19 protein-coding genes are annotated in these 21,345 nt (G+C 73.9%); 4 read left to right on the top strand and 15 right to left on the bottom strand.

The window, feature by feature from the left end; all coding sequences use genetic code 11:
* Positions 1-99 precede the first annotated feature (99 nt).
* The 3 genes from ACYVAP_RS12660 to ACYVAP_RS12650 are packed head-to-tail and all read right to left on the bottom strand — an operon-like array spanning position 100 to position 2,334.
* The gene (locus tag ACYVAP_RS12660; protein ID WP_498860896.1) at positions 100-636 is read right to left on the bottom strand and encodes a GNAT family N-acetyltransferase; all 537 of its coding nucleotides are present in this window, start codon (positions 634-636) and stop codon (positions 100-102) included.
* Complete coding sequence (locus tag ACYVAP_RS12655) at positions 633-1,829, bottom strand: App1 family protein phosphatidate phosphatase (RefSeq protein WP_498860895.1); 1,197 nt, start codon at positions 1,827-1,829, stop codon at positions 633-635. The genes ACYVAP_RS12660 and ACYVAP_RS12655 overlap by 4 nt, the downstream gene beginning before the upstream one ends.
* 19 nt (positions 1,830-1,848) lie before the next feature.
* On the bottom strand, positions 1,849-2,334 hold the full coding sequence (locus ACYVAP_RS12650; protein ID WP_462589877.1) for a GNAT family N-acetyltransferase: 486 nt from the start codon (positions 2,332-2,334) through the stop codon (positions 1,849-1,851).
* Positions 2,335-2,493: 159 nt separating this feature from the next.
* Between ACYVAP_RS12650 and ACYVAP_RS12645 the strand changes: the two genes are divergently transcribed.
* The gene (locus tag ACYVAP_RS12645) at positions 2,494-3,015 is read left to right on the top strand and encodes an arsenate reductase/protein-tyrosine-phosphatase family protein (protein WP_264450449.1); all 522 of its coding nucleotides are present in this window, start codon (positions 2,494-2,496) and stop codon (positions 3,013-3,015) included.
* 50 nt (positions 3,016-3,065) lie between these two features.
* Here ACYVAP_RS12645 and ACYVAP_RS12640 read toward each other — a convergent pair whose 3' ends face one another.
* The 6 genes from ACYVAP_RS12640 to ACYVAP_RS12615 all read right to left on the bottom strand — a co-directional run bounded on the left by ACYVAP_RS12640 (position 3,066) and on the right by ACYVAP_RS12615 (position 10,059).
* Positions 3,066-4,622, bottom strand: a complete 1,557-nt coding sequence (locus tag ACYVAP_RS12640) for a hypothetical protein (protein ID WP_498860894.1) — start codon at positions 4,620-4,622, stop codon at positions 3,066-3,068.
* A gap of 274 nt (positions 4,623-4,896) precedes the next feature.
* Entirely contained in the window at positions 4,897-6,534 is a 1,638-nt protein-coding gene (gene pgm, locus ACYVAP_RS12635) for a phosphoglucomutase (alpha-D-glucose-1,6-bisphosphate-dependent) (protein ID WP_498860893.1), read from the bottom strand.
* 123 nt (positions 6,535-6,657) lie between these two features.
* The gene (locus ACYVAP_RS12630; protein WP_498860892.1) at positions 6,658-7,449 is read right to left on the bottom strand and encodes a hypothetical protein; all 792 of its coding nucleotides are present in this window, start codon (positions 7,447-7,449) and stop codon (positions 6,658-6,660) included.
* A 57-nt stretch (positions 7,450-7,506) separates the two neighbouring features.
* Positions 7,507-8,520, bottom strand: coding sequence for an inorganic phosphate transporter (locus tag ACYVAP_RS12625; RefSeq protein ID WP_498860891.1), 1,014 nt, complete (start codon positions 8,518-8,520; stop codon positions 7,507-7,509).
* Between the two features lies 1 nt (position 8,521).
* Positions 8,522-9,145: a DUF47 domain-containing protein gene (locus tag ACYVAP_RS12620; RefSeq protein ID WP_498860890.1), complete on the bottom strand. Its 624-nt coding sequence runs from the start codon at positions 9,143-9,145 to the stop codon at positions 8,522-8,524.
* A 296-nt stretch (positions 9,146-9,441) separates the two neighbouring features.
* Entirely contained in the window at positions 9,442-10,059 is a 618-nt protein-coding gene (locus tag ACYVAP_RS12615) for a hypothetical protein (RefSeq protein WP_137771533.1), read from the bottom strand.
* 89 nt (positions 10,060-10,148) lie between these two features.
* On the opposite strand from ACYVAP_RS12615, the gene ACYVAP_RS12610 reads away from it, so the two are divergent.
* Both ACYVAP_RS12610 and ACYVAP_RS12605 read left to right on the top strand, forming a co-directional pair.
* Positions 10,149-10,850 (top strand): PH domain-containing protein, encoded by a 702-nt coding sequence (locus ACYVAP_RS12610; protein ID WP_498860889.1) that lies wholly within the window; start codon positions 10,149-10,151, stop codon positions 10,848-10,850.
* A 102-nt stretch (positions 10,851-10,952) separates the two neighbouring features.
* The gene (locus ACYVAP_RS12605; protein ID WP_498860888.1) at positions 10,953-11,561 is read left to right on the top strand and encodes a DUF4126 domain-containing protein; all 609 of its coding nucleotides are present in this window, start codon (positions 10,953-10,955) and stop codon (positions 11,559-11,561) included.
* Between the two features lie 30 nt (positions 11,562-11,591).
* Here ACYVAP_RS12605 and ACYVAP_RS12600 read toward each other — a convergent pair whose 3' ends face one another.
* On the bottom strand, positions 11,592-12,275 hold the full coding sequence (locus ACYVAP_RS12600; protein ID WP_498860887.1) for a hypothetical protein: 684 nt from the start codon (positions 12,273-12,275) through the stop codon (positions 11,592-11,594).
* 94 nt (positions 12,276-12,369) lie between these two features.
* Positions 12,370-14,469 (bottom strand): M3 family metallopeptidase, encoded by a 2,100-nt coding sequence (locus tag ACYVAP_RS12595; RefSeq protein ID WP_498860886.1) that lies wholly within the window; start codon positions 14,467-14,469, stop codon positions 12,370-12,372.
* Positions 14,470-14,527: 58 nt separating this feature from the next.
* Between ACYVAP_RS12595 and ACYVAP_RS12590 the strand changes: the two genes are divergently transcribed.
* Positions 14,528-15,688, top strand: coding sequence for an ROK family protein (locus ACYVAP_RS12590; RefSeq protein WP_498860885.1), 1,161 nt, complete (start codon positions 14,528-14,530; stop codon positions 15,686-15,688).
* 58 nt (positions 15,689-15,746) lie between these two features.
* On the opposite strand, the gene ACYVAP_RS12585 is transcribed toward ACYVAP_RS12590, so the two are convergent.
* The 4 genes from ACYVAP_RS12585 to ACYVAP_RS12570 are packed head-to-tail and all read right to left on the bottom strand — an operon-like array spanning position 15,747 to position 21,345.
* Positions 15,747-17,132, bottom strand: coding sequence for an ABC transporter substrate-binding protein (locus ACYVAP_RS12585; protein ID WP_498860884.1), 1,386 nt, complete (start codon positions 17,130-17,132; stop codon positions 15,747-15,749).
* A 10-nt stretch (positions 17,133-17,142) separates the two neighbouring features.
* Positions 17,143-18,090 carry a carbohydrate ABC transporter permease gene (locus ACYVAP_RS12580; protein ID WP_498860883.1) on the bottom strand — a complete coding sequence of 316 codons (948 nt, stop codon included), beginning with the start codon at positions 18,088-18,090 and terminating at the stop codon, positions 17,143-17,145.
* 12 nt (positions 18,091-18,102) lie between these two features.
* Positions 18,103-19,035 carry a carbohydrate ABC transporter permease gene (locus ACYVAP_RS12575; RefSeq protein ID WP_498860882.1) on the bottom strand — a complete coding sequence of 311 codons (933 nt, stop codon included), beginning with the start codon at positions 19,033-19,035 and terminating at the stop codon, positions 18,103-18,105.
* Positions 19,036-19,062: 27 nt separating this feature from the next.
* Positions 19,063-21,345, bottom strand: a complete 2,283-nt coding sequence (locus ACYVAP_RS12570) for an alpha-galactosidase (protein WP_498860881.1) — start codon at positions 21,343-21,345, stop codon at positions 19,063-19,065.

Here is a 21,345-nt window from a genome sequence, read left to right as displayed (position 1 = left end):
GGGCAGGGCCGACGGCAGGGGGAGATGCTGGTCAGCGCCCGGATCCTGGGAACGTCGGGCCTCTGCTCGACCGGTCGGTGCCCGGTCCCGCTGCGGAGCTCAGGACGCGGTGAGGTCCCGCTCCATGACGTCCATGCCGAGACCGGGGACCTTGAGGTCCTCGTCGCGGCCGGCGAAGGGGATGGTCTGCCCGGTCGGGACGAACCCGTGGCGCTCGTACCAGGCGTGCAGCTCGGGCCGCGACTGCAGCACGTGGATCTCGAGGACGCGCACGCCCCGCTCGGCGCAGCGCCGCACCTGCTCCTCGAGGAGCGCACGGCCGATGCCGCCGGACTGCGCGGCGGGATCGACGGCGAAGAGGCCGAACTCGGCGCGGTCCCCGTCGCGCGAGGTGTAGCAGCAGCCGACGACGGGGGCCTCGGGATCCTCGCCTGGGGCGGCGACGACGAGGTCGACGTCCGGGTCCCCGAGGAGCGCCTGCACCTCGCCGGCGTGGGTGCGGGTGCCGCCCACGAGGGAGCTCTCGGTGGTCCAGCCGCCCTCGCCGCGGTAGGCGGCCTCGACGATCTCGACGATCCGCGGCACGTCCTGCGGTCCCGCGGGACGGAGGGAGAGCGAGGTGGCGGTGCCGGTCACGAGGGGAGGACTCCGATCTTGCGCAGAGCGCGCAGCAGGCCGTGGCCGTCGGGGGCGGCGACGGAAGGGATGGGGCGGGTGGCGAGGACCTGGGCGTCGGCCTCCGCCGTGGTGGGCTCACCCGCCGGGGCGGAGGAGGCTCCGCCGACGGTGGCCGGGAGGGTGCCGGGCGGCGGGGCGACGCGCGGGGTGCCGCCGCCGAGCGGGCGCAGGGTGCCGTGGGAGAGCAGCTGCTCGGGCTCGGTCAGCTGGCGGATCGCGATGGCCTCGACCTGATCGGGCCGGGCGGCCGCGAAGTCGCCGTAGATCGCGGGGTCGTGCTGGCCGTCGTCGCCCACGAGGATCCAGCGGATGCCGGGGAACTCGCGGGCGAGGTGCTCGAGGGAGCGCTCCTTGTGGCGGCGCCCGGAGCGGAACATGCCCGTGTTCGTGGGCCCCCAGTCGGTGAGCAGCAGGGGGCCGTCGGGGTAGCCGTTCTTGTACAGGAACCGTCGCAGCACGGGGAACACGTTCCAGGCGCCCGTGGAGAGGTACAGGACCGGCATGCCGGGGTGGTCGCGCAGCAGCTGCTGGTAGAGCATCGGCATGCCGGGGACGACCTTGCGGGTGGACTGGTGGGCGACGAACGCGTTCCAGAAGGCGAGCATCGGCCGCGGCAGCCACGTGACCATGACCGTGTCGTCGATGTCGCTGACGAGGCCCACCTCCGCGTCCGGCGGGACGACGGTGACGTCTGCGGTGACGGCGTTGGACGGGGTGGTCCACAGGATCGCCTCGTGGTGCCCGGGCTCGAGCTCGACGTCGAGGCGCACGTCGACGATGCCGGCGCGGTCCGCGCGGGTCGTGATCTCCCGGTCGCCGATGCGCAGGTGCACGGTGCGGTGGGGCGCCACCTGGCCCGCGAAGTTCCGCCAGCCGCGCACCGCCATCCGCCGCATGTCCTCGACAGGCTGGTCGTGGTGGTCGGCGGGGGTGCGCGGCGAGGCGTAGCGGACCTTCGCGAGCACGCGCACGGAGCGGGTGCTGCCGTATCCGTGGAAGGGCTGCAGGCGGAGGTCCCAGCCCAGGCGCCGCAGCACCCGGCCGATGCCCACGTTCTTCGCGTCCTCCACGCGCGCCGCCCAGTGGGGCTGCGCGGTGTGCTCGGGCGCGCCGCGACCGTTCAGTCGCGGTGCGGGCAGCGGGGAGCGCACGGGCGGGACCGCCGGCGGCTCAGACGCCGCGGGCCATCTTCAGCCAGGCGCCGTCGGGATCGTCCTCGACGATCTGCCAGCGCTCGCCCGTGTCCTGGAAGCCGAGGGCCCGGTACAGGCCGGTCGCGCCGACGTTGCTGGGGCCGACGTAGAGCGTCACCGTGTCGGCGCCGTCCTCCGCGGCCCAGGCGAGGACCGCCTCGGCGAGGCGCTGGGCGAGACCGGTCTTGCGGGAGGTCGGGGTGACCCACATGGCCTGGAGCTCGCGCTCGTTCTCGGGGGAGTCCGCCTCGTGGCGGACGGCGACGACGGCGAGGGGCTGGCCGTCCTCGACCGCGAGGAACCATGCGGCGTCCTCGACGCGCTGGCGCCACACGGCGTCGTCGTACGTGGATTCCTTCTCCCAGCTCTGGCCGAAGGCCGCGGGATCGGTGCTGAGAGAGCGGAGCCGGATCTCACGCACGAGCGACCAGTCGTCGTCGTGGGCGCGGATGATGTCGGCCATGGCAGTCCTCCTGAGCCGTCGGTGCGGGGGATGGGCGATGACCACCGGGGGTGGACTCATGCCGTGCGGGGCACGGCCAGGGCCGGCGCCTCCGCCAGCATCATACGGGCCATGGACGAACGGCGCGCACCTGCCCGCAGGAGTTGCGACAATGGCGCGATGGAGCCCTTCCGCGTCCTCACCGTCTGCACCGGAAACGTCTGCCGTTCCCCGGCGGCGGCGATCATGCTGCGCGAGGCCGTGCGCCTGGACGGGCTCGCCGACCGCGTCGAGGTCGGCTCGGCGGGCACGAGCTGGGAGGCGGAGGGCCAGCCCATCGACGAGCGCACCGAGGTGGCCCTCGAGCGCGCGGGCTACGACCGCCCCTTCGAGCACACGGCCCGCTCGATCCATCTCACCGAGCTGCTGACCTGGGATCTCGTGCTGCCGATGACGGCCGAGCACGCACAGGTGCTGCGGCGCATGATCGATCAGGCGCCGGAGGGCTCCTCCGCGCCGGACGTCGTGCTGTGGCGGCAGTTCGACCCGACCGCGCCCGTGCAGGCCCGCGAGGCGGAGCTGAGCGTCAAGGATCCCTGGTACTACGGGCAGAAGGCGTTCGACCGGACGGTGCTGCAGATGCAGAAGTCCCTGCCCTCGCTGCTGCTGCACCTGCGTCTCGCCCTGCGCGACCGCGCCTGACGCGGCGGGCCGACGGCCGCCCGGCCCCTCCGAGGAGCGGGTGACCGCCCTCAGGAGCGGCGGCGGTGGCCGCGGGGCCCGGAGATCTGGCGGCTGCGGAGGGTCGCGCCGATGAACCCGGCGGCGGTGAGGAAGCCGATGCCGAGGGCCGCGACGAGCACCTGGCGCAGACGGCCGAAGCCGTTCCCGTCCTCCTGGGTGATCGCGCTGAGCAGCTGGACGATCGGGCCGCCGCTCGCGTTGGGGTCGTCCGGGGTGGTCGGCGGGGCCACGGGCTCCTCGGTGGCGGAGCCGTCGGCGCTGCCGGAGCTCGTGGAGCCGCCGGAGTCGGAGCCGCCGCTCGTGGTGGTGCTCTCCGTGGAAGCGCTGCCGGAGGTGCTCGCGGACTCCGAGGGCGACGCGGAATCGGTCGCGGTGAGCACGGGCTCCTCGACCGGGGCGGCGGGCTGCTCACTCGTGGGCTCCGGGTCCTGCGGCTGCTCGCTCCGCGGCGCCGTGGTGGTCGTGCTGGGGCTCTCGGAGGGCTGGGTGGTCTCGGAGGGCTCGGTGGTCTTCTCCGAGTCCGGCGAGGTGGAGGGTGTCGGGGCCTTCGTCGTGGACGGCTCCGTGGTCGACGTCCCCGGATCCTTCGTCGGGGTCTCCGACGGTGTCTCGGAGGGAGACTCCGACTCCGAGGGGGTTTCCGACGGGGTCTCCGGGGTGGAGGGCGTGCCGGTCCCGCCGCCGCCGTTGCTGCCGTTGCCGCCTGATCCGTTCCCGCCGCTGTCGCCGCCGCCGTCGGACGCGCAGCTGTCGCCGCCGGCGTCGGACGGGTCGGGAGTGCACTGCTCCTCGTCCCCGCCGCCGTCGCTCGCCGAGCTGCTCCCGGTCGGGGTGGTCGACGTGTTCTCAGAGCTCGTCAGGGTCCGCGAGGGGGTCGTCGTCGCCGGCTCGACGGGGGAGTCGGTGGGGTCCTCGGCCGTGGGCTCGGGGGTGGTGGTCGTCGGCGTGGGCTCAGGCTCGGTCGTCGACGACTCGGTCGTCACCGTGGTCGACGGCTCCGGACCCGAGGCCGTGGGCTCCGTCGTCGCGGGCTCGGTCGACTCCGGCTCGGTCGACGGCTTCGAGGTCTCGGCCTCGGTCGTCTCGGGCTCCGTGGTCTCCGGGGCCGACGTCGTCTCGGAGTCCGTCGACTCCGTGGGCGCGCTCGTCCCGGTCTTCGTCTCCTCGGCGTCCGGGGTCGTCCCGGACTCCGTGGTGCTCGTGGACTCCGTGGTGCCCTCGGACCCGTCCTCGTCCGCTGCGGGCGTCGACGCTAACGGCGACTCCTGGGGGGCGTCGGGCTCGTCCGTCGTCGCGTCCTCGAAGGGCGTGGTCCGCTCGGAGGGGGTGGCCGCCTCGGCAGGGGTGCTCCCGCCCTGGTCGTCCTCCTCGGCGGTGCCGAGGGTGACCTCGACGGTGACGTCGTCACCGGAGGTCGTCGCGCTCGACGGGACGGTCGCGGGCTGCTGGGTGGTGGTCGTGCCCGAGGAGTCCTGGTCCCCGCCCGCGGCGAGAGCCGGGGCGGCGGCGGGGAGGCCGAGGGCGAGCACCGCGGTGCCGGCGCACAGTCGTGAGCGCAGACGCATAGGCGGAACCCCCTTCTCCCTGTAGTCCTGTGGGCAGGCCGTTCGTGGCACGTGTGGCAGATCCAGCGGGGAAGCTTACCCTACCGAACCTTTACCTTCTCATTCATGATGTGCGGGGAACGGCGGTCGGGGCAAGGGCGTGTGCACGGTGCCACGAGCAGCCGGGGAGACCCCCGGGAGGTCCCCGCGAGGTTCCCGGGAGCCCGATGGTGACCGTGCGGTCATCCCGACAGGGACCGCCCGCGGCACCGATCGGCACCGCGGGCGGGGAGGGTCAGTCGGCGAGAGCGCCGTCGACCAGGGCCTTCGCCTCCTCCTGGACCTTCGCGAGATGCTCCTCGCCGCGGAACGACTCCGCATAGATCTTGTAGATGTCCTCCGTGCCGGAGGGGCGCGCGGCGAACCACGCGGACTCCGTGGAGACCTTCAGGCCGCCGATCGCCCCGCCGGCCGGGGCCTCGGTGATCGCCGCGGTGATCGGCTCGCCGGCGAGGTCCGTCGCCGTCACCTGCTGGGGGCTGAGCTTCTTGAGCTTCGCCTTCTGCTCGCGGTCCGCGGGGGCGTCCGTGCGAGCGTAGGCGCTCTCGCCGAAGCGCTCGACGAGCTCGCCGTGCAGGACGCTCGGGGAGCGGCCCGTCACCGCGAGGACCTCCGAGGCGAGCAGCGCGAGGATGATGCCGTCCTTGTCCGTGGTCCACACGGAGCCGTCGCGGCGCAGGAACGAGGCGCCCGCGCTCTCCTCGCCGCCGAAGCCCACGGAGGAGTCGATGAGACCGGGGACGAACCACTTGAAGCCCACGGGGACCTCGAACAGCTCGCGGCCCAGATCGGCGACGACCCGGTCGATGAGGCTCGAGGAAACCACCGTCTTGCCGACCTTCGCCCCCGCCGGCCAGCCCGGACGGTGCGCGAACAGGTAGGTGATCGCGACCGCGAGGTAGTGGTTGGGGTTCATGAGCCCCGCATCGGGCGTGACGATGCCGTGACGGTCGGAGTCCGCGTCGTTGCCGGTCGCGATGTCGTACTCGTCGCGGCGCTCGAGCAGGGAGGCCATCGACCACGGGCTCGAGCAGTCCATGCGGATCTTGCCGTCGCGGTCCAGGGTCATGAAGCCGAACTGCGGATCGACCTCCGGGTTCACGACCGTGAGGTCGAGGTCGTGGAGGTCGCTGATCATCGCCCAGTAGTCCACCGACGCGCCGCCGAGGGGATCGGCGCCGATGCGCACGCCCGCCTTGCGGATCGCGTCGATGTCCACGACGTTCGGCAGGTCGTGCACGTAGGTGTGGAGGTAGTCGTGGCGACCGGCCTCCTGCAGCGCCTTCTGGCGGCCTGCGCGGCGCACGCCCCGCAGGCCGGCCCCGAGCAGCTCGTTCGCGCGGTCGGCGATCCATCCGGTCGCGTCGGAGTCCGCGGGGCCGCCGTGGGGCGGGTTGTACTTGAAGCCGCCGTCGCGCGGCGGGTTGTGGCTCGGCGTGACGACGATGCCGTCCGCCCGCGAGGGGTCGGAGGCCGCCTTGCCGCGGTTGTGCACGAGGATCGCGTGCGAGACCGCCGGGGTCGGCGTGTAGCGATCGCCGGAGTCGATGAGCACGGCGACGTCGTTGCCGGCGAGCACCTCGAGGGCGGTGTCGAAGGCCGGGCGGGACAGCGCGTGGGTGTCGCGGCCGATGAAGAGGGGGCCGCGGATGCCCTGGCCCGCGCGGTACTCCACGATCGCCTGCGTGGTCGCGGCGATGTGGTCCTCGTTGAAGGCGGTGTCCAGGGAGGAGCCGCGGTGGCCGGAGGTGCCGAAGGCGACCTGCTGGTCCGGGTCGCGCGGGTCCGGGTGGAGGTCGTAGTACGCGTCGAGGAGCTCGTCGACGTCGACGAGATCCTCCGGGAGGGCCTTCTGGCCTGCGCGGGGATGCATGGTCACCACTCCGTTCCGGGGGTCGGGGTCACGCGGCCACTCTAGGTGCCCCCGGTCCCGACCGTGGCCCGCGCGGTCGATCCCTGAGACAGGAGGACCGCGCGGTCAGGATCCGGGCGGCGCTCAGCTCCGCCGGGACCGCACGAGCAGGACCGCACCCACGATCGCCAGGATCAGGCCGACGAGCCCGACGACGACGCCGATGATCGGCCCCAGGATGAGCGGCAGGGCGATGCCGAACACGTCGAGCGGCCCCATGTAGGCGGGCGCCTCGGTCCCCGTGCAGGTGATCGTGGCGGTCGTGTCCGCCGTCGCGACGACGCCGAGGCTCTGCTCGTAGGACGTGCCGTCGGGCGCGGTGATCGTGCCGGAGGTGGGGACGGTGGTGAGGTCCGACGGGCTCGCGCCCTCCACGGTGCAGGTGGCGCCGGCGTCCGCCGTCGGGACGTAGAGGATGAGCATCTCGCCCTCGCCCATCTCGACGGTGCCGCTCGTGCCCTGGACCACGGTGGGGCCGTCGGTCGCCTGCCCCATGACCCCGCTGAACCCCCAGATGATCCCGCCGACGGCGGCCGCGGGGCCCACGATGATCAGCAGCGCGAGGCCGACGATCAGCGGGACGAGCCCGCGGCGACGATGAGCGGGGGCCGGGGCCGACGGGCCGCCCGCGGGGGACGGGGCCGCGCCGTGCGAGGTCCAGGCGGCGGGCTCCTGCGGGGCCGGGCTGCCGAACTGCCCCTGGGGCGCCGGGCTGCTGTACTGACCCTGTGGCGCCGTGCTGCCGTACTGGCCCTGCGGTGCGGGGCTCCCGTACGCGCCCGGGGCGGCGGCGTCACCGGGCTGCGGGGTGGGGGCGGGCAGGCCGTAGGTGGGGCGCCGGCTCTGGCCGGGTGCCGTGGTGTCGCCGTCGGACATCAGGGGCTCCTTCGCGGGGGGACCCGGGAAGGATAGCGACGCCGCCTCCGAGAGGTCTCAGAGAGCCCCGAGCACGATCCGCATCCCCATCGCCGTGATCACACAGGTCACGATCGGGGTCGCGATCCAGAAGCCGACGATCTTCGCGGCGACCGTCCAGCGCACGTGCCGGGGCCCCATCGCCGCGCCCGCGCCGACCACGCTCGAGGCGAGCGTGTGGGAGCTCGAGATCGGCACCTGGAAGCCGACCACGGCGAGGGCCATGAGCAGCGCCGAGGTGCACTCCGCGACGAAGCCCTGCGCCGAGTTCAGCGACGTGAGCCGGCGCCCGATGGTGCGGATGATCCGGTGGCCGCCCATGAGGGTCCCCGCCGCGATCGCGACCGCGATCGGCGCGAGCAGCCACAGGGAGTCCGCGAGCGGGAGCCCGGCCGCCTGGCAGGCGAGGACCACGAGCGCATAGGGGAGACGGGAGTCGCTCAGACCGTGCCCCGTCGCGACCGCGCACGCGGAGACGGTCTGGGCGAAGCGGAGGTGCCCCACCCTCAGCCGCTCGGTGCGCCCCAGCGCGAGCAGGCCCCGCATGCCGGCCGTGCTGATGAGCGCGCCCATCAGGGGTCCCAGCAGCGTCGCGAGGGCGAGCAGGCCGATCACGGGCAGCCAGGCCTCGAAGGCGCCGAGGGCGGCGGAGGCCCCGAGGGCAGCGCCGAGGAACGCGTGCCAGGTCGAGGAGGGCGTCCCGTACCACCACGTGATGATCTCCCACGCGAGCGTCGCGAGCAGCATGAGCACGAGCGCGATGCCGATGAGGTCCGGGGTGTCGGCGCTCGCCTCGATGATCGGGCCCAGCCCCAGCAGGGAGACCGCCCAGCCCACGCTGAGCGGCACGATGAGCATCCCGATCAGGGCGCCCAGCAGGTTCAGGAGCGCCGCGAGGTTCAGCGCGGTGCTCTCTCGCAGCGAGCGGGTGGAGATGGTCGTGGAGACGGCGCTCGAGGCGTCGTGGAACCCGGTGTAGAACGCGGTGACGAAGGCGAGCAGCACCACGGCGACCAGGAGCGCGATCGTCACCTCAGGCGTCCTTGACGCGCAGCAGATCCGCGGTGCGCGCCGCCCGCTCCTGCAGCTCGACGATCGTGTCCACCGCGTCGATGACGTCCCGCTGGGGCAGCAGGTCGGTCCCGGAGCCGCCGCGGGCGTAGAGCTCCCCGAGCGCCTGGCGGGTGAGCCGACGGCCCTGCCGGGCGACCTTGCGCACCTGCGCGTAGTAGTCGCCGAGCTCCCGCACGGTGTCGAGCTTCCAGCTCGCGGTGACGGTCAGCTCGGCGCAGCGCTCGATGCCCTTGGCCGCCTCGAGCAGCGGCGTGGGCTGCGTGCCGCTGTGGAAGAGCACGAGCAGCTCGGCGCTGTGCTCCATCGCGGAGATCGAGTCCGCGACCGTGAGGGCGAGGGAGTAGAGCAGCTCCGCCTCGTAGGGCGTGATGAGGGAGTCCGCGAGCCGGTTCGCGATGCGGCGCACGAGCTCCTCGGCGCTCGTGGAGTGCTCGTGGAGGCGGGGGGCGATGCGCATCCGCTCGCGGTAGCCCGAGCCGAGGACGGTCGAGTGGGTGTCCGCGGCCTGCACCTGGATCTCGGCGAGCTCGGCGAACAGTCCGTACATGGGGCGCTCGAGCCGCCGGGGGAACAGCTGCACCATGGCCAGACGCCTCCTCGCGCCCGGTGGCGCAGCCCTCGCCCTCGGCACCCGGATCAGGGGTGCGGGGCCGTTCCAACGTCGACGCGCCGGACCGGGATGCGCCTGTCGGCGCGAAGGCCGCTCGAAGCGGCAAATGTTGGAGCCCGGGGCAACCGCGGCCCGACGCGCGAACCATCGTAGGGCACTCGCCCGGGCGATGTCAGCGGGGAGGCCCGTGGAGCGGCCGCGGGCGGGGGAGGAGTGAAGCATCTCGCACGGCGCCCCCCAGCACGCCCCGCCCAGGGGGCGCGGCGCCGTCAGTCCAGCGTGCCCGCCTCGGCGTGACGGCCGGCCGCGACGAGCTCCTCGCCCGTGCTCAGCAGCCGCTCCGCCTGCGCCGTGAGGCCCTCCTCGGGGGAGGAGTCGGCGAGGTGGGCGGTGCCGTGGGCGACGATCGTCGCGACCGCCCCGGCGCGGATCAGGGCCATGCCGAGGTCGCCGGTGAAGGCGCCGCGCAGGATGTCGTCCATCGTGCGGCGCACCTCGTCGACGTCCGGCGGCTCGGAGAGGCCGGAGAGGTAGCGCAGGCCGGGCACGGTGCGGGAGCCCTGGCGGTAGCGCAGCACCACGTCGTCGCCGGCCCGCTGCACCCACGTGTGCAGCACGTACAGACGCCAGAGCGCGCCCGGCAGGGTCGTCGCGGGGGCGCGGGACCACAGGGTCGCGAGGTCGCCGAGGCCCTCGCGCGCGGCGAGGGTCAGCACCCGCTGCACGACCTCGGGGTCCTCGCTGTGGAAGACGCCGTCCAGCAGCGCGCTCGCCGAGCTGTGGGCGAGGTCGCTCGCGGTGCCCGGGTCCGGGTCGCCGGGCAGCTGATCGGCGACGGAGGGGTACAGCGAGGCGGGACGGCGGAAGCGGGGGGAGGAGCCGGACATGCCCCGCACTGTACGACCGCTCCCTCCGCGCACGCACCTGGGGACCTCTCCCCATGGCGCGGCTCGCACGGCCGCCGTACGGTCGGGCCATGACCGTCCCTCGCTCGTCGGATCCCGGCACCGGCCCCCGGCCGCTGCCGGACTTCTCGCGCGGCGCCGCGACCGTCGAGCGCATGCTGCGCGCGGTCGAGGGTCTCCGTCCCGCACCCCGCGACGCCGCCGCACCGCGCGACGCCGCCGTGACCCGGCCGGGCGAGGGCAGGAGCGTCCCGGCCCCGCGCGTGCTGCTGCCCGCGCACGCCCTGCGACGCAGCGTGGTCGGCGCGGTCGTCGGCGCGGCGGGGCTCGCCGGGGCGACGGTCGCCGCCGGTGCCGGGGTGGTGCTCGCCCTGTCCCGCACCGGACCCGGGGCGCCCTCGCTCGGCCTCCTCGCCGCGGAGGCGGCGCTCGGCCTGCTCGTGCTGGTACTCGGCGGCCTGGGACTGCGGTGCGCGCTGTCCGGGCTCGCGGCGGCGCGGGCGAGCGTCGAGATCGGGGCCGAGGAGATCGTCAGCCGCGGCGCCCTGCGGGTGCGGCGGGTGCGCTGGGAGGACGTGGTCGGCGTCGAGGCGCGGGTCGTGCACCCGGTGCACTGGCTCACGGTCGCGCTGCGCCTGCGCGGAGGACGGCGCGTGGTGCTGCCGGCGCTGGACCGCCCGGTGCGCGAGCACGGCCGGCCGAGCGCCGAGGGGGTCCGGGTCCTGCGGCGCGAGCTGCACCGGCGACGCCGCCGGGGCCCTGGCCACCGCTGAGGGCGGGCCGGTTCGCGCGGGGGCCTGCGCGGGGAGCGGATCCGGGGCACCATGGGCGCACGGCGCCCGCGCGAGGGTCGGGCGCGCGGCAGGGGAGGCGACATGGAAGCGCTCGTGATGACGCTCGGCTCGGGATGGGTGAGCGGGGTGCGGCCCTACTTCATGGTCTTCCTGCTGGGGCTCGCCGGCCGCGTCCTGGGGCTCGAGCAGGTGCCCGAGGTGCTGCAGCGCACCGATCTCCTCGTCATCACCGGGATCCTGCTGCTCGTGGACCTCGCGGCGGACAAGATCGCCTTCCTCGACTCCTTCTGGGACCAGCTGCACCTGATAGTGCGCCCTGTGGCGGGCGGCGCGATCGGCTACCTGCTGGGCGGGGAGACCGACACGACCACCGCGATCGTCATGGCGGTGATCGGCGCCGCGACGGCCTTCGGCTCCCACGCCGTCAAGAGCACGACGCGCGCCGCCGTGAACATCTCCCCGGAGCCGGTCTCCAACGTCGTCGTCTCGACGGGGGAGGATCTCGCCGCCGTGGTGATGGGTGTGCTGACCGTGCTGCTGCCGGCCCTCGCGGCGGTGATCGCCGTGCTCCTGCTGGCCTGCGGGATCTGGGTCGTGGTGCGGCTGCACCGCCGGTACCGCCATCTGCGCGCCCGGGCCCGGGAGGCCCGGGAGGCGCGGAGCGCGCGCGGCGCGGACCCTCTCGCCTGACGCACCGCGGCGGGGCGGGCGCAGCAGGTCTCAGGCGGAGGGGGCGGCGCTGACGCCGTCCTCCCAGAGGGCGCGGACGGCGTCGCCCACCTGGGCGCGGTCGATCGGGGAGACCGAGAGGACCCCCTCCTCGTCGAGCGGGAGGTGGCCGGCGCGCCAGGAGCCGTCGGCCTCGACGTGGAGCATGAACGGGGTCTGCTCCTGCGCCGTCCCGAGCTCCGTGCGGCGCAGGGAGACGGTGCGCCCGGCGCCGACCTCGAGGAAGGCGGTGACGATGTCCGTCACCGAGCGCGGCACCTGGGCGGGGTCCGGCAGGGCGGAGACGATGAAGGAGTCCAGCTCGTCCTGGGTGAGCATGAGCACCGCGTCCCCTGCGGCGACGACGAACGCCATGCGCATCGCCTCCCCCTCGGAGAGCGCGAGCCCCAGCCAGCGGTCCGCGGAGGTGAGCGTCCCCGCCACGACCTGCCCCTCCTCGCCGAGCAGCCACTGGCCGTCCTCCGAGCGCTCGACCTTGCCGCGGGCGCGCAGGCCCGAGGTGACGGCGGCGGTGACGAACTCGCGGGCCTCCTCGGGGGCGCTGCGCAGCCCCACCTGCTCGCGGGTGACCGCGGCGTTCTCGGTGGGGCGCAGGGAGATCATGAAGTCGATCTCGTAGGCGGTGTAGATCGTCGGCTCGTCGTCCGCCGCGGTCGTGGCGCTGGTCTGGCTCATCGGGGCTCCTCCTCCGGCGGCCCCTGGCCGCCGCTCGATCGCTGGGGGAAGCATGGCAGATGCCCGGCGGCCCCCTCCAGCCGGGCGCCGGGGCTCAGACCAGGCCGCGCCGCTCGAGCAGCGGCGCGACCTCCCGGTCGCGGCCGCGCAGTCCGCGGTAGGCGGCGAGGAGATCGGCGGAGCCGCCGATCGCGAGGATCGCCCGCGCGAACTCCTCGCCCACCTCCCGCACGGGCCGGCCGGCGGCGAGCTGCTCCTCGAACCACGCGACGGAGTCCGCGTCGAACACCTCCGCCCACAGGTAGGAGTAGTACCCGGCCGCGTACTCGCCGGAGAAGGTGTGCTGGAAGTAGCCGGTGCGGTAGCGCGGGGCGACGAGCGGGTGGGCGAGGCCCGCCTGCTCGAGCTGCTCCGCCTCGAACGCCCGCGGGTCCTCGACCCTCGTCCCGGCGGGCAGGCGGTGCCAGCGCCAGTCGAGCACGGCGGCCGCGAGGTACTCGGCGGTCGCGAAGCCCTCGCCCCACAGCGCCGCGGAGCGCACCCGCTCGAGCTGCTCGGCGGGCACCGGCTCCCCGGTGTCGACGTGGCGCGCGTAGTGCTCGACGATCCCGGGCCGCAGCGCCCACATCTCGTTGACCTGCGAGGGGAACTCGACCACGTCCCGCGGCACGGCCGTGCCCGAGGCGGAGGCGTGCTCGACGTCGGAGAGCAGCGCGTGCAGCGCATGGCCGAACTCGTGGAACAGGGTGCGCACCTCGTCGAGGGTGACGGAGGCGGGCTCGCCCGCGGCGGGGCGGGAGATGTTCAGCGTGTTCATGACGATCGGCCGGGTGCCCTCGGCGCGGGAGCGCACGGAGAGCACGTTCATCCAGGCCCCGCCGCGCTTCGCGTCCCGGGTGAAGTAGTCGCCGATGAACAGGCCCACCTCCTCGCCGTCCTCGCGGCGCACCTCCCAGACGAGCGCCTGCGGGTGCGGGCCGGTGAGGTCGTCGCGGCGCGTGAAGGCGAGGCCGTAGACCTCACCGGCGGCGCGCAGCACGCCGTCCTCGATCACCCGCTCGAGCACGAAGTAGGGCTGCAGGGCGGCCTCGTCCACCGCATGCTCCTCGGCGCGCACGCGCGCCTCGTAGAAGGCCCAGTCCCAGGGGGCGAGGTCCTCGACGCCGTCGCGGGCGGCGCGCGCCGCGATCCGGGCGGCCTCGCCCTCGACGTTGCGCATCGCGGGGCCGACGGTCGCCGCGAACAGCTCCTCGACGGCCTCCGGCACGGCGGCCGTGCGATCGGCGACGGCGAGGGAGGCGAAGTCCGCGAAGCCCAGCAGGGCGGCCTTGCGGGAGCGCAGCTCGGCGATCTGCGCGGCGAGGTCCCAGGTCTCCGTGCCGCGCTCGGTCGAGGCGCGGTAGAGGCGCTCGCGCACCGAGCGGTCCTCGAGGGAGGGGAGCAGCTTCTGGACGGTGGGCAGGACGAGCGTGAGCAGCCAGCCGTCGAGCCCCGCGTCGATCGCGGCCTCGCGCGCGGCCGAGCGCTGCCCCGCGTCGAGGCCCGCGAGGTGGGCCTCGTCGGTGAGGTGCACGGAAGCGGCCTTGAGATCGGCCCGTGCCTGCTGGGTGAAGCGGGTCTCGAGCCGGGAGATCTCCTGGTTCAGCGCGGCCAGGGTCTCCTTCTGCTCGGGGCCGAGCCGCGCACCGCGCAGCACGAAGCGCTGGTGCAGCCGCTCGAGCAGGTGCCGCTCCTCGTCGCTCATCGCGGCGACGGCGGCGGCGTCCCCGTGCAGGGCGTCGACCCGCGCGAAGAGCCGCGGGTCCAGGAACACGGCGTCGGAGAGCGCCGTCAGCCAGGGCGTGACCTCCGCCTCGACGGCCTGCATCTCGGGGGTGCCGTCGGTCGCGACGAGGTGGAAGAACACGCGGGAGACCCGGCGCAGCAGGGGGTCGCCGTCCTCGAGGGGCAGCACGACGGAGGCGAAGGCGGGCGGCGCGGTCGAGGTCGCGACCTGCTCGAGGAGCTCACGCTGGGCGGCGACGCCGGCCCGGAAGGCGGGGAGGAAGTGCTCGGTGCGCAGCGCCGCGAAGTCCGGGAGGCCGTAGGGGAGGCCCGAGGGCTCAGCGAGGGGGTTGCCCCGGAGATCCGGCGCCTCCTGCCCGTGCTCGTCGGTGCGGGAGGGGGACGAGGGGCCGGTGGGCGCGGAGGTCATGCCGATCATCCTAGTGTCCCTGCTCACGTGGGACGGGGCGCCGCCTACTCTGGTGCCCATGACCGCCGCCGCGACCGATCTCCCCGCCGCCCCGGGGTCGCCCTCCGCCGCGGCCGTCTACGAGCACCTCGTGCGCCGCGGGCCGCACGCCCGCACGGACCTCGCCGCCGTGCTCGGCCTGTCCCATCCGACCCTCACCCGCCTCGCCCGGGAGCTGCTCGAGAACGGCCTGCTGCGGGAGCTCCCGCCGCGTCCCCAGGCGAAGGGCCGGCCGCAGCTGCCGCTCGACGTCGCCGAGGAGCACGTGCGGCTGATCGGCGTGAAGATCACCGCGACGGCCGTGCACACGTCGGTCGTCACCGTGCGCGGACAGTCCCTCGAGGAGCTCGCCGCCCCGCTGCCCCGCATGGACCCGGACGCCGTGATCGCGACGGTCACGGAGCTGTGCGAGGTGCTGCGCTCCTCGCACCCGCGGATCGCGGGGGTGGGGATCGGCCTCGGGGGCAGGGTCGACGACGACGGCGTGGTCGCCCCGGCCGAGCTGCTCGGCTGGGAGGGCCCGGTGCCGCTGCGGGAGCGGCTCGAGCAGGCGCTGGGCCTGCCGGTGAGCGTCCGCAACGACATCCACGCCCTGCTCGAGGGGCTCGCCTGGTTCGGCGCGGGCCGCCGCCACGACTCCTTCGTCGCGATCACCGTGGGCGCCGGGGTCGCGGTCGGCACGGTCGAGGGCGGCGTCGTGCGCCGCGGCGCCGGGCACACGGCCGGGCTCACCGGTGCCCTCACCACGGTCACCCGCGACGGCCGCGGTGTGCGGCTCATGGACGTGGCCTGCAACGACGCCGTCATCGAGGCGGGCCGGGAGCGGGGTGTGCCGGGAGCCGGCACGGGCACGCCGGAGCAGCGGCTGCAGGCGGTGCTCGACGCGGTGCGCGCCGGCGACCCCGCCGCCCGCGAGCTCGCCGCGGAGGTGGGCCACGCGGTCGCCGTCTCCGCCGCCGGGGTGCTCGGCGTGCTGGACCCCGAGGCGCTGCTGCTGGGCGGCGAGAGCGTGGGGCTGCTGCGCGACGACCCCGCCTTCGCCGAGACCCTGCGCTCCCTGCTCCCCGCGCAGCAGCAGGACGTCGTGGTGCGCTACCTGCCCGACGACTTCGAGGACTGGGCGCGCGGCGCCGCCGTCATCGCGGCCCGCCGCTTCATCACGGGCACCGACCCCGTCTGAGCACGGGAGGGGCCCGGGCCGTGTCCCGGCCCGGGCCCCTCGCCCTCTCCCGCGCGCGTCAGGTGAACAGGGCGTTGACCTTCTCGTTGTACGCGGTCAGCGAGGACGCGTCCGTCTTGCGCAGCCAGAGGTCGTCGAGCGCCGGCTGCATGATCGACTGGATCTGGGCCGCGTTCTCGACGAGCGGGTAGAGCCCCGTCTCGCCGTTCTCGACGCGGTCCGTGTACGGGGAGGCGCCGAGCCCGCGCTCCTCGTAGGCGGCGATCGCCGCCGCCGTCCCGGCATCGGTCGCGGGGAACACGACGCCGCGCCGTCCGATGATCTCCTGCGAGGCGTCCGAGCCGAGGAAGGCGACGAGCCGCGCCGCCTCCTCGGGGTGCTCGGACTGCGCCGAGATCGAGTCGCCGAGCCCGTTGAACATCGACATGGGATGGCCGATCGGGCCCGAGGGCAGCGGCGCGATCCCCAGCGAGAGCCCCTCGAGGTTCGCGTAGGTGCCGATCATCCAGGAGCCCGCGAGCGTGAGCGACGCCTTGCGCGACTGCAGCTGGGTCTGGGCAGGGCTCGAGTCGCCGAACATGCCGAAGGGCGGCAGGATCCCCTTGTCGACGAGGCCGAAGTACCAGTCGAGCGTCTGCTGCAGCTCGGGCTCGTCGTACCGGAAGCGCGTGCCCCAGGTGTCCTTGTCGGTGAACGCCCAGCCGGTGGAGAAGGCGAAGGGCGACCACGTGGACTGCCCGACGTAGTCGATCCCGGCGTCCGCCCCGAGCCCGTAGGTCGCGATGCTGCCGGCGTCGAAGCCGTCCTCGTCGCCGCGCTTCCCGTTCGTGTCTACGGTCAGGTGCAGCAGCATCTGCTCGAAGCTGCCGCCGTCGGCCGGGTTCCAGTCCAGGGACGCGAGGTCCTCGGGGGTCACCCCGGCCTCCTCGAGCACCGTCGTGTCGTACATGATCGCGATGGTGTCGTAGTCCTTGGGCAGGCCGTACTTCTTCCCGTCCTGGCCGGTCCAGAGGTCCTGCAGGCCCGGCTGGAACCGGTCCCCGGGGATCTCCGCGATCGGGGCGAAGTCGTCGAGCGGGACGATCACGCCGAGGGAGAGCATCTCCGGGTACCGGCCCAGGTGGTCGGTGAAGACGTCGGGCCCGGCGCCGGCGACGAAGCTCGCGGTGAGCTTGGTCCAGTAGTCGTCCCAGCCCATCTGGGTGATCCGCACCGTGATGTCCGGGTTCTGCTCCATGAACAGGTCGATCGCCTCGGAGTACCCGGGCAGCTGGCTCGCGTCCCACAGCCAGTAGTCGAGCTCGACGCCGTCGCCCGCGGCGGCGGAGGAGCCGCAGCCGGCGAGGGCCGTCGTGCCGGCCGCCGCACCGAGGGCGGCGGCCCCGCCGAGCAGGCGTCGGCGGCTGAGGGGGTGCTGGCGGTGGTGGGGATGGTGGTTGGTCATCGTCGGTCCCTCACTTGATCCCGCTGAAGCCGATGGAGTTCACGATCCGCTTCGCGAAGACCGCGAAGAGGATCAGCATGGGCAGGGCCGCGACGAGCGTCGCCGCCATGAGCCCGGCCCAGTCGGTGCCCGTGTTCGGGGACTGCGCGCGGAACACCGCGAGCGCGACGGTCAGGACCCGCGAGGAGTCCGAGTAGGAGACCATCAGTGACCAGAAGTACTCGTTCCACGCGGTCATGTAGGTCAGCAGCCCGAGAGTCGCGAGCGGCGCCGAGGACATCGGCAGGACGAGCGTGAAGAACACGCGCACCTTGCTCGCCCCGTCGATGAGCGCGGCCTCCTCCACCTCGCGGGAGATGTTGTTGAAGAACTGCCGCAGGAAGAAGATCGCGAACGGGGAGATGAACAGGCTGGGCAGCATGATCCCGAGCAGCGTGTCCACGAGGTGCAGGTTCTTGATGAGCACGAAGTTGGGCAGCAGGGTGAAGATCTGCGGGATCATCATCGCCGCGAGGAACACGAGGAACACCGTCTCGCGGCCCCGCCAGCGCAGGCGGGAGAAGGCGTAGGCGGCCATCGCGCAGGAGAAGGTCTGGACGACGGTGATGCTCGTCGCGACGACCACCGTGTTCAGCAGGTAGCGCCAGAAGGTGATCGAGGCGCCGGAGCCGCCCTGGGAGACGGCGGTGTCGACGTCCTGGAGGCCGAAGACCCGTGCGAAGCCGCCCAGCGAGAAGCCCACGGGGAGCAGGCTGCTGGGGTCGGTCGCGAGCGCGGTGTTCGAGGAGAGCGCGGTGCGCAGCATCCAGTAGAAGGGGAAGAGCGTGATCAGCAGGATCACGATCATCACGGCCCAGGCGGCGAGGCGGCCGGGGGAGAGGCGACGGCGCGGCCGCGCGGAGGGCGCGGGAGCCGCCGTGCGGGCGGTGGTCGTGACGGGGGCGTCGGTGGTGGTCATCGATGGGTCCTCTCAGTCCAGGTCCGACTCGCCGGCACGGCTCAGGAAGTACTGGGCGAAGGTGAAGATCACGAGGATCACCAGCAGCGCCACGGAGAGCGCGGAGGCGTACCCGAACTGGTACTGCGCGAAGGCGTTCTCGTAGATGTACATCTGCAGCACCTTGGAGGCGTCCGACGGCCCGCCCTGGGTGGTCACGGAGATCGTGTCGAACACCTGGAAGCTACCGATGATCGACATGATCAGCACGAGCGCGAGGATCGGCCGCAGCAGCGGCAGGGTGATCCGGCGGAACAGCTGCCACTCGCCGGCGCCCTCCGTGCGGGCCGCCTCGTAGAGCTGCTCGGGGATGGACTGGAGGCCCGCGAAGAGGAGCAGGGCCGTGTAGCCCATGTGGCGCCACACGTTCACGAGCGCGACGGTGGGGATCACCCAGGTCTCGCTCGCCCAGAAGGAGACGGGGTCGAAGCCGATCGCCTGCAGCGCGATGTTGACGATGCCGAGCTGGCTGTCGAGCATCCACAGGAACACGATCGCGGCGACGACGTTGGAGACGAGGTACGGGGCGAGCACGATCGAGCGCAGCCAGGTGGACTGCGTGAGGCGCTGCATGAGCACCGCGATGAGCAGCGCGACGACCGTCTGCACGCCGATGTTGATGAGTACGTACAGCACGGTCACCCGCAGCGACTTCCAGAACACCGGGTCGGTGAGCATCGTGCGGTAGTTCTCGAGCCCCACCCACTGGGCGGGGGTGAGGATCGCGTACTCGGTGAAGGAGTAGTACAGGCCCGTGATCAGCGGCCAGACGAGGAACACGAGCAGGCCGACGCTCGCGGGCAGGATGAACAGCAGGGCCAGGCGGGTGTCGTCCCGGTGGCGGCGGCGGGGAGGCGCCGGGCGCGCGCCCGGCGTCCTCGTCGCCTCGGGGGTGGTGGTGGACATCGTCGTCCTCTCTCCGATGGTCAGGGGTCAGGGTCGGTCCGCGAGCGCGGTGACCTCGAGCAGGAACGCCGTCTCCGGCGCCATGACGGGGGCGGCGAGGCCCGTGCGCAGCAGCACCGCGCCGGGCACGTCGAGGTGGTCGACGAGCGCGGGCGGGCCGTAGCCGGCGCCCTTCGCGTCCGTGGCCGGGTCCGCGCCCTCGCGGGCCCAGGCGGGCCACACGCAGCCGGTGGGCTGGGGGCCGAGCACGAGCGGGCGCACGCGGTAGCGGCGCTCCGGGTCGAGGCCGGGCAGGCGGAGGGCGCCGACGGGGGCGATGTCCGGGGTATCGACGGCGGTGACCGTGTACAGGGCCCGGTCGCGCTCGGGGGAGAGCACGCCGGTGATCCAGACGGTGTCCTGGCCGCGGTCCGCACGGACGAGGTCACCGGTGAACAGCAGCTCACGGTGCTCCTTGTACAGGGCGATCCAGGTGCGCAGCTCGGCGAGCTCCTCCTCGGTCGCGCGGCGCAGGTCCCACTCGATGCCGAGGTGGCCCAGGATCGCGCTCGCGGCGCGGAAGGAGAGGGAGTGCAGACGGCCGGTGGTGTGGGAGCCGCCGGAGGCGATGTGGCTGCCCATGAGCTCGAGCGGCACGAGCTGGGAGGTCCAGCGGTTCATGGTCGCCCGCTCGAGGGGGTCGATGCAGTCGGAGACCCAGATCCTGTCCGCCCGCTCGAGGATGCCGAGGTCCACGCGGGCCCCGCCGGAGGAGCAGGACTCGATCTCGAGGCCGGGGTGCGCGGCCTTGAGGCTGTCCCAGAGCCGGTACACGGCGAGGGTCTGCTCGTGGACGGCGGCGGCGCCGGTCGCGCGGGTCGCGGCCTCGACGAGGTCGCGGTTGTGGTCCCACTTGATGTAAGCGATGTCGTGCTCGGTCAGGAGCGCGTCGATCGCGTCGTGGACGTGCTGCCAGGCCTCGGGGATCGTGAGGTTGAGGACCTGCTGGTGGCGGGCGGGCAGCGGCATGCGGTCCGGGCCGGGGGCCATGATCCACTCCGGGTGCGCGCGGGCGAGGTCGGAGTCCTCGTTGATCATCTCGGGCTCGAACCAGAGGCCGAACTGCATGCCGTGGCCGGTGACGCGGTCGACGAGCGGGGCGAGGCCGCCGGGCCAGGCCTCCTCCGAGACGGTCCAGTCGCCGAGGCCCGAGGAGTCGTCGCGGCGGGAGCCGAACCAGCCGTCGTCCAGCACGAAGCGCTCGACGCCGAGCTCCGCGGCGCGGTCGGCGAGCTCGGAGAGCACGGCGAGGTCGTGGTCGAAGTAGACGGCCTCCCACACGTTGAGGGTGACGGGGCGGTCGGTGCCCGGGTAGGGGAGGCCGCCGTGCGTCTCGCGGTCGCGCAGGTGGGCGTGGAAGCGGCGGGCGATCGTGTCGAGCCCGGCGGCGGAGTGGGCGCCGTAGAGCCAGGGGGAGGCGATCGCGGCGCCGGGGGCGAGGCGGCCCTCGCCGGGCAGCAGCAGCTCGCCGCCGCCGATCACCTGGACGCCCGCGGAGAGCCGCTCGGCGTGGTGGGTGTGGTTGCCGGAGAAGGCGGTGTGCACGGCCCAGATCTCGCCGGTGGAGAAGTCGAAGCCGGAGGTGCCCAGGTGCAGCAGGTGCGCGGCGTCGGCGCCGGTGCGGCCGCGCCGGTTCTCGCGCAGGTGGGTGCCGGTGACCATGGCGCGGCGCTGCGGGGTGCGCTCCTTGGTCCAGCGGCCGCCGAAGTCGAGCAGCTCGTCGGCGTCGAGGGGGACCGGCAGGGCGGGGGTGAGCTGGTGGACGGTGTAGGCCGTGTCGCCGGTGTTCGTGACCTCGGCGCGCACGCGCACGAGGCCGGAGGGGAGCAGCTCGACGTCGAGGCGCACGGCGAGGCCGAGGAGCTCGTCGGCGAGGTCGAGCATGACGAGGGCGGGGCCGGTCTCGAGGTCGGTCCCCTCGCCGGCGGGGAGCGCGCGCTCGGTGCCCTGCTCGGTGATCCGGACGCCGGTCACGGCGAGCCGCGGGGCGGTGCCAGAGCCGTCGTCGCGGGAGCCGGTGAGGCCGGGGCGGCCCAGCCAGCCGTCGGCGCTCTGGGGGAGGATCCCCGTGCGCAGCGGGACGTCGGGGCCGTTGCTCGAGATCGCGGGGGTGACGGCGGCGAGGAGCGTGGCGAGGTCCGTCCCGGTGAGCGGGCCGAGGTCCGCGCCCCAGTGGAGGATCGCGGGGACGCGCCCGCCGGTCGTGTCGAGCACGAGGGAGACGCCGGCCGCGCGGAGGTGCAGGCGCCGGGTCGTGGGATCGGTGGGCAT

The sequence above is a fragment of the Brachybacterium horti genome, from assembly GCF_054777615.1.
Note: the sequence above shows the minus strand (reverse complement) of the source record. Positions and strands in the feature narration are given on the sequence as shown.